Source organism: Capnocytophaga sp. G2, assembly GCF_035282625.1.
Taxonomy (GTDB): Bacteria; Bacteroidota; Bacteroidia; order Flavobacteriales; family Flavobacteriaceae; genus Capnocytophaga.
In genome coordinates, this window is the sequence record NZ_JAYKBU010000001.1 from 286,702 (window position 1) to 294,071 (window position 7,370).

Sequence of the window (7,370 nt, forward strand, 5' to 3'; positions counted from 1 at the left end):
AGTTTAAGGGGTCATTTGTAACAAACTATTAATCTCTTCGGCGTGTTTACGACAGTAGTACATCACAAAAGCAATATAAGGCACAAAAAGAGCAATACTCCACAGTAAGCCCTGTGTAAACGCTTTGTAATCACTAATGCGATAGAGGACATAGCCCGTCCAAATTAGGTTGAGTGTCATTGTAATATGTGACATTTGAGCAAAGATATTAGCACCACTCCACGTGAAGGTGAAGAGTCCCATTGTACCAAAGTAGTACATTGGCAGGAAGGCGAGCGGTAGCCAAACAGTCTTTTTCGTCAGCCAAAAGGCGATAAAGCAAGCTAAATACACCAAGCTACTGGGTGAACAAGCGTTGTAAGCTAACCATTGCACAAAGGTTACTTTCAGAGTAAAAAAGAAGTACCCACTCCCTGAAAGCGTAAGTAATAATAAGACAGTCGCTAAAGCGATCCCTGTGATTTTTTCGGTTTTTGTAAGATTCATAATGTTAGAAATTAGGAAATTACACGTGCAGTTTGCACTGGGATATATATCTCAGTTTTCAGTTTTTCTTCAGGGGTACGACGACAGTCGTTGAGGTATTTCTCGAACATAGGCTCATCGCGCACTTCGTATTCACTATCTACCACCCAGCGCATAGCAGCATCGTAGACGGCTGAGAGTTGACTGTAACTCCCTTGGTAGAAAAAGACCGCATATTTGCCTCCTGATAAGGTTTTGCAACTTACCTCCCCCGATGGTTTAGCCAGTTTGTGGATAGCCAAACACACATCGGTGCGTTGCAGATTCCCCTTTGTGATTTTAGGGTCGTCGTACGAAACACATATCGACTCAATGCCTTTGGTAAAGAGCTTTTGCGATTTCACAACACCCCACAACTGCTCGTAAGCTTTATTGTAATCAAGGGTACCGTATTCCCCTGTAAGGGCTACATAAATAAGATTTTTGGGCTCAAGCTCTACTATTTTTGGAGCTTTGAGTACTACTTCTGGATTGTTCATTTCTTTTTTCATAATATATATATCTCTGTTTGTTCTATACTGAGAAGGAGTAATGCCATATTGATTTTTAAACGCTTTGGAAAGAGAGGTAGGCGTTTCATACCCTATATTAAAAGCTATCTCTTCTACCGAAAGTGCCGAATAGCGCAATAGTTGAGCAGCCGTTTCTATGCGTAAGCGAGCAATAAAGGCAATGGGTGATTCTCCCTTAAGTGCTTTGAAAATGCGACAAAAGTGAAAATCAGATAAGTTAGCCACATTGGCAAGCGTTTTTACCTCTATAGGAGTATCGAGATGGCTATTGATGTATTCTGCCACTTTGTTGATGCGCTGGGTGTAATCATTATGGGTAATAGTTTTCATACAGATTTATTTTGAATTTCCATGGCAAAGATACGGCAGTTTTCCAAAGAAGCCTTTTCCTATCTTGCTAATTTCTCCTTATGGTTGCTACACTCCCTCTCCTTATGAGTAGTCTCCGAATATTTGTAGGAGAGTATGTGATTGAGGGAGGATTCTCTTGCTTTCGCCTCATGAGTATTGCCTAAATTGTGCAAAGGTCAGCTCAATAAGTTACCCGAAATGGTGGTGCATATTATCTGTGTAACCCTCATAGGGGTAGTACTGGGTAGCTTAGTAAGAATAGGAGGAATACAATAATATTAGAGGGCTAACAAAGATTTCTCCGTTAACCCTCTTTCCTTTAAGATTTATTGGTCTGCATACCATTCCCAATCATTTAACCACACGTGCCACCCTTTTTTTTGGGCTATACGAATAATCTCACTATTCACTTGGTTATGCTCCCTTTCTAATTTGGGTTGATTCAAATAGAAGTTCCCTTCTTTTATTTTAGGAAGCCCCTGTGAAACTTTAAGAAGTTCTGCTTCTGAAAAATTATTCACAGCTATTCTTATATCCGTCAGATAACGAGGATTGTTTATCTTCAAACTTTCCAACTGGTTGAACTCTGCTTTTAATCCTCTTAAGTCTTCGTTTTGACTCACATCTAAGGTTTTTAGCAGATTCCAATTACAACCCAATTGTCGAAGTCATTTGTTATGGGTTACATCCAGCTCTTTAAGTTGCATATTTGTGCCATAACAAATAAAATTCTCCACTTCACCATAAAAGGTAATAATAGGCGATTTTACAGTATAGGTATCTCTTTCTTTACTTACATCTTCACTTTCATCGTCCCATTTACCATTGTTATTAAGGTCTACCCATACATCGCGTAAAAGTATATCCGATCTGCTTGCAATTACTTCAAATCGTATTTTAGTACCTATAGGTACACCTGTAAGCATTGTCATATAGGACTTACTTTCATCAACTATTGGCTTTACTTCCCAATTTTCGAGATGCGCAGGAGTTCTAATAGCTGTTGCTGAGTCATCGTTTTTTGAGCAAGCTACGGCTCCTATCAAAATACTCGTTGCCAGAACGACACTAAATATCAGTTTCTTTATGTTTATAAAAATCTGGTTCATTAGTTATATTTTTTTAAGTTAAACACTTCTATTTCTTCGGATAAGTAAACTTATGGGCTCTATCCTCTCCTTCTTTTGTATATCTAATATTCCACGGAATTACATCAACACGCAGGTATGAAGATGCCAAGATGTTAAAAAATCTCTATAATACTTTTATTTCTGAAACGGAATACATAAAGAAAGAAAACGGAAAAGTAATTATTGATGAAAAATTACTCTTTCGATTACATTCCTATCTTACAGATGATTTGGTAGAAAACAGAGAACGAGGGGTTATAAGAACACGCCCTGTAAGGATTACAGGGACAGAATATACTCCCCCGAAAGACCTCATTGAAATACAAAAAAGAATATCGGAGATAATGGAGCTTCAAGAGAGACTTACCAACCCGTTTGAAAAGGCTCTTTTTTTACATTGTAATATTGCCAAATTACAACCTTTTATTGATGGGAATAAACGAACTTCTCGAATGGTAGAAAGTATTGTATTGATGAATGAAAATATAGTGCCTATTTTTTCTATCAGTGAAGATGATTTTGAAAAATACAAAACAGGACTTTTGCATTTTTATGAAACAGGAGATTATTCAAAATATGCAGACTATTTTTTGGAACGAAAATTAAATTATTTACAGAATTTCACACAGGAAGATTTGAAAGAAGAATTTCAAAAATCCACAGGAAGGAAACAGAAATTTTAATAAAAAATGTACTTATGTTGTGGCTGATAAACAGGATAAAAAAGTAATTGAATGATTTTTTTGTATATTTATTCTATATCCAAAAGAATACGGTTTTTTCGTCAAGTTCTTTTTTAGCATCTTCTATAATTCTACGAATAAAATCTCTACTTCTTTATTTGTTTTATATTTATTTTCAATCATAAGCATAATTTTTAAATAACAGCCGTAATATTACGATTGTAAAACCTCTTTATTTGTTACTATTAATAAAATATTAACAAAATCTAAATTTTTTCTAACGATCAAGCAATTTTTTAAATTTAAAGAAGAGGTTTTTTTGAAAAAAATCAAATGAAAGAAAAAATACTGAAAAAAAAGTTAGATAAGAACAATAGAATAGTAAAATATTTAAATAAATTAACCATTTTTAACTATAAAAAAATAATAGGTAAAGATTTTTTTATAAAAAAAATCTTTACCTTTGTCAAGAAAATAATGTATAGTGATATATTATTATATCTTGTATAGTAAAGACTTATTTTAAAATAATAAAACTTTGTGTTATGAATAAAATAAATAGTAAAATTACAATTACAAAAAGTAAAAAGGTAAGATATATTTTGTCATTATTGTTGGTGTTTTTATTTAATAACCAAGCCTTTTCACAATTTAAGATTAAAGGAAAAATTCTTGATGAAAGAAATAATCCTATAGAATTTTTAGAAATTCAATTAAAAAATAAAGATTCTATAATATCTACAAGTGAGCTGACCAATGAAGAAGGAGAATACTTGCTAAATAGTAGGGAAGGAGAATATACATTATTGGTTAGACAGATGGGAGATATCTATTATAAACAAAAAATAGATGTATTCAAGGATACGCAGATGGAAACCATAAATATTTCATTAAGAGCAAAAGAACTTGAAGAATTTGTTATGGTTTCAAGTTCAAAGAAAAAATTAATTGAAAGAAAAGTAGATAGAATTGTTTTTAATGTAGATCAAAGCATTGTTTCTCAGGGTGTTGATGCGATTGAAGTTTTACAAAGAACTCCAAAAGTGGATATAAGTAAGGGCGCTATTCAATTAATAGGTAAAAGCAATTTAGGAGTAATGATTAATGGAAAACTTTTAAATTTATCTAGTGCAGAAATAGAATCGTACTTAAAAACAATTCGTTCAGAAAATATATCAAAAATAGAAGTTATTACAACTCCTCCAGCAAAGTATGATGCACAAGGCAATAGTGGTCTGATTAATATTATCTTAAAGAAAAATCTGAAAGAAGGCTGGAAAGGCGATTTATCGGCTACCTATATACAAAGAACCTACGGAGGATTTGTTCCAGCCACATCAATATCTTATAATTCAGAAAAATTAAGTTTATCTTTTAGTTTATTAGCGGATACAGAAACCAGAAAAAATACATCAAGCACCAATATAGATTTTAACACTAATTATAGAAGAGCCATTGAAAGTAAAAAAGAATCTTCAAAGAATTTAGCAACAGGGATTAATCTAAATTATTCAATCAATGAAAATAATGATATAGGAGTTATTTATAATTCGAATTTTTGGGATGCTAAACAAAACGGTCAATATGAAAATAAATTTTTCACAACATCTGCAAATATTTTAGATTCCATTCAAAGAACTCCTTCTTACAATAAAAACAGATATGATTATCATTCTGTATCATCATATTATGATTTAAAAATAGACTCTTTTGGAAAAAAAATGAGTGTTAATTTTAATCTACTCACAAAGAAAAATAAAAATAACAGAGATTTTTCAACTTCAAATTATATAGGTTATTACAATAGCTTAAACTCTTATAATTCAGCCATTAATAATAGTTTATCCAAATTTAATGTTTATTCATTAAATATTGATTTTATGTTGCCCTATAAATTTGCAAATATAGAAACAGGTTCTAAAGTTACATTCATTGAAAATAATAGTGAGATATACTTTTTTAACAATACATTAGGTAATGCCCTTTTAGATGTTACAAAAAGCAATGAATTTAACTATAAAGAAAGAATAATGGCTTTCTATGTTTCTGCAAATAAAGAAATTAGCGAAAAATGGACAGCGCAATTTGGAATAAGATTTGAGAGTACAGAAACCAAAGGAAATTCAATTACACTAAACACAAAACAAAAGAATAATTTCAATAATTTATTTCCATCGGCTTATTTGACCTATGATCCGAATGAAAATAATTCCTTTTCAATTGGGTATTCAAAAAGAATTGAAAGACCAACTTTCTCAGAAGTAAATCCTTTTAGAATGTATTCAGATTTTTATTCATATGAAGCGGGAAATCCAGATTTATTACCAATGCTAACGGATAATATTGAGTTTTCTTACATTTTCAAAAATAATTTGTCTTTAACATTATATGGATCCAAATTAAATCAAGGAAGAGATTATTTGACTATTACTAACAATAATGATAATTCTGTTATTTCAACACCACAGAATTATTATAATCAAGAAACTTTAGGATTAGATATTAGTCATACTTGGGAGCCTTTAAAGTGGTTCAATAGCTATAATAATTTTAGTGTATATTATAATAATTCAAAATCTTATATTCAAAACATAACTATTCCTGAGTTTGATGGTTATGGATCATATTTTTCTTCAAAAAATACATTTACGTTAAATACAAATAAAACAACATATTTATTACTAAATTTCTTTCAAAGTTTTCCAAATACAGAAGGATTTCTTAAATCTTATAATAGAGCAAGTTTTGATTTAGGTCTTAAGTTTATGCAATTTAATAAAAATTTGCAAATCAGCATAATAGCTTACGATTTGTTTGCTCAAAATAGAAATAAAGGAACAGAAACATACCCCAACTACAAATATTCAACAAAAATATATAATGATATGAGAAATATCACATTATCTTTAATATATAAATTTGGCAATAACAATATAAAAACAAATAATAAAAAAATAGAAAACCCAGAAGATCAAAGATTATAAAAAATGAGAATCATTCAGATATTTTGCAACTCATAAAAAAGCAAAACATAAGGAATAGACAACAGTCGAGATAAAAAGAGAAGTATAATGTATTAACGTGTAAACAGATTGTCTTATGAAATTATCAAAATTCAAAAAAGACCAAGTTTCTGTATCTTCACTAAAAAGCATCAAAGGTGCAAATGCAGATGTTATGACTCCTTTTAATGAAGGAACAAGCCATACACTGAGACATTCTACATCTTGTACAGGTAGTGATCATGATGCAGGCAGACACGATAGTGATTAGTTGCTATTAATTAAAGAGAGGGTAGAAACCCTCTCTTATTTGATAACTTCAAAATTAAATATATGATTATAATTTTTACAATAAAATACGATATTTCAACATCAAATGTGATACAATGGTTAAGATATTTTAATCAAGAAGTAATCCGTATTAATGGAGATGATGACATTTTTAAATTAGAGTTAATTAAAGATGAAGAAATCTTATTTAGAAATACGATAACAAATAAAATCTATAATCTTTTAGAAGCTAAAAGTTGTTGGTGGAGAAGAAATGGAATTAGTAGAAGTACATTTACTAATCATCAAAAAGAAAATTTAATTTACAACAATCACAATTTATCTTCTTTTATAAAGGGAGAAGGAAATATTTTAATTGAAGAAACAGAACACCTCAAAGAATATATATATTTAAAAGTGTATGAAAGATGTAAAATAAACATAGGAAAGCCTCTATTTAACCTAAACAAACTAATTGTGCTGGATATTGCAAAAGAGAATGGTTTGAAAGTTCCTAAATATAAAATCATTACTAATACAAAACAGTTAGACAATTTTGAGTCCATTAGTAAAGCTATTTCAAATGGAATTTATAAAATGAAGCTGTTTAAACTTTTTCCTATAATAAAATAAAAGTTCCCGAAAATTAGTAATTTTGTGTTTGCAAAAAAAAGAACACCAAAATTCAGGAACTTTGGGCAAAGATACAATAAATAATTGGATTATTCCCTTTTTAAGTGTAGGAAAAAGAGGATTTAAAAGTAGTTTTGATTTAGCTTCAATATTTTTATTGATTCTCAAAAGGTTAAAAACAGGGGTGCAATGGAGAGAACTTCCAATTGAAAGCTATTTTGAAAAAGGTGAAATCTCTTGGCAAAATGTCTATTACTACTTCAA

Annotated in this window: 9 protein-coding genes and 1 pseudogene; 6 read left to right on the forward strand and 4 right to left on the reverse strand. The window is 30.4% G+C overall.

Annotated elements, in window-relative coordinates; translation table 11 throughout:
* Positions 1–3: 3 nt before the first annotated feature.
* Both VJJ03_RS01485 and VJJ03_RS01490 read right to left on the reverse strand, forming a co-directional pair.
* Complete coding sequence (locus VJJ03_RS01485; protein WP_323973385.1) at positions 4–486, reverse strand: hypothetical protein; 483 nt, start codon at positions 484–486, stop codon at positions 4–6.
* Positions 487–497: 11 nt separating this feature from the next.
* Positions 498–1,367, reverse strand: coding sequence for an AraC family transcriptional regulator (locus tag VJJ03_RS01490; protein WP_323973387.1), 870 nt, complete (start codon positions 1,365–1,367; stop codon positions 498–500).
* A gap of 174 nt (positions 1,368–1,541) precedes the next feature.
* Here VJJ03_RS01490 and VJJ03_RS01495 point away from each other — a divergent pair.
* Positions 1,542–1,664: pseudogene (locus VJJ03_RS01495) on the forward strand (copper resistance protein CopD); the annotation flags it as partial.
* A gap of 50 nt (positions 1,665–1,714) precedes the next feature.
* On the opposite strand, the gene VJJ03_RS01500 reads toward VJJ03_RS01495, so the two are convergent.
* Together VJJ03_RS01500 and VJJ03_RS01505 are read right to left on the reverse strand one after the other, a co-directional pair.
* Positions 1,715–2,011 carry a hypothetical protein gene (locus tag VJJ03_RS01500; protein ID WP_040357927.1) on the reverse strand — a complete coding sequence of 99 codons (297 nt, stop codon included), beginning with the start codon at positions 2,009–2,011 and terminating at the stop codon, positions 1,715–1,717.
* Positions 2,012–2,056: 45 nt separating this feature from the next.
* Positions 2,057–2,497 (reverse strand): hypothetical protein, encoded by a 441-nt coding sequence (locus VJJ03_RS01505; protein ID WP_323973389.1) that lies wholly within the window; start codon positions 2,495–2,497, stop codon positions 2,057–2,059.
* A 131-nt stretch (positions 2,498–2,628) separates the two neighbouring features.
* On the opposite strand from VJJ03_RS01505, the gene VJJ03_RS01510 reads away from it, so the two are divergent.
* The 5 genes from VJJ03_RS01510 to VJJ03_RS01530 all read left to right on the forward strand — a co-directional run.
* On the forward strand, positions 2,629–3,201 hold the full coding sequence (locus tag VJJ03_RS01510) for a Fic family protein (protein ID WP_009744959.1): 573 nt from the start codon (positions 2,629–2,631) through the stop codon (positions 3,199–3,201).
* Between the two features lie 545 nt (positions 3,202–3,746).
* Positions 3,747–6,185 (forward strand): outer membrane beta-barrel family protein, encoded by a 2,439-nt coding sequence (locus VJJ03_RS01515; protein WP_323973391.1) that lies wholly within the window; start codon positions 3,747–3,749, stop codon positions 6,183–6,185.
* A 115-nt stretch (positions 6,186–6,300) separates the two neighbouring features.
* Positions 6,301–6,474 (forward strand): hypothetical protein, encoded by a 174-nt coding sequence (locus tag VJJ03_RS01520; protein ID WP_323973393.1) that lies wholly within the window; start codon positions 6,301–6,303, stop codon positions 6,472–6,474.
* Between the two features lie 62 nt (positions 6,475–6,536).
* On the forward strand, positions 6,537–7,106 hold the full coding sequence (locus VJJ03_RS01525) for a hypothetical protein (RefSeq protein WP_323973395.1): 570 nt from the start codon (positions 6,537–6,539) through the stop codon (positions 7,104–7,106).
* A 28-nt stretch (positions 7,107–7,134) separates the two neighbouring features.
* Positions 7,135–7,370, forward strand: a 236-nt coding sequence (locus tag VJJ03_RS01530) for a transposase (protein WP_416377838.1), incomplete at its 3' end; no start/stop codon positions are given.

What these genes read in the sequence shown, in the direction of transcription:
- VJJ03_RS01525 (WP_323973395.1), top strand. Translation starts at nt 6,537, where the DNA reads ATGATTATAATTTTTACAATAAAATACGATATTTCAACATCAAATGTG.
- VJJ03_RS01505 (WP_323973389.1), bottom strand. Translation starts at nt 2,497, where the DNA reads ATGAACCAGATTTTTATAAACATAAAGAAACTGATATTTAGTGTCGTT.
- VJJ03_RS01485 (WP_323973385.1), bottom strand. Translation starts at nt 486, where the DNA reads ATGAATCTTACAAAAACCGAAAAAATCACAGGGATCGCTTTAGCGACT.
- VJJ03_RS01490 (WP_323973387.1), bottom strand. Translation starts at nt 1,367, where the DNA reads ATGAAAACTATTACCCATAATGATTACACCCAGCGCATCAACAAAGTG.
- VJJ03_RS01510 (WP_009744959.1), top strand. Translation starts at nt 2,629, where the DNA reads ATGTTAAAAAATCTCTATAATACTTTTATTTCTGAAACGGAATACATA.
- VJJ03_RS01515 (WP_323973391.1), top strand. Translation starts at nt 3,747, where the DNA reads ATGAATAAAATAAATAGTAAAATTACAATTACAAAAAGTAAAAAGGTA.
- VJJ03_RS01520 (WP_323973393.1), top strand. Translation starts at nt 6,301, where the DNA reads ATGAAATTATCAAAATTCAAAAAAGACCAAGTTTCTGTATCTTCACTA.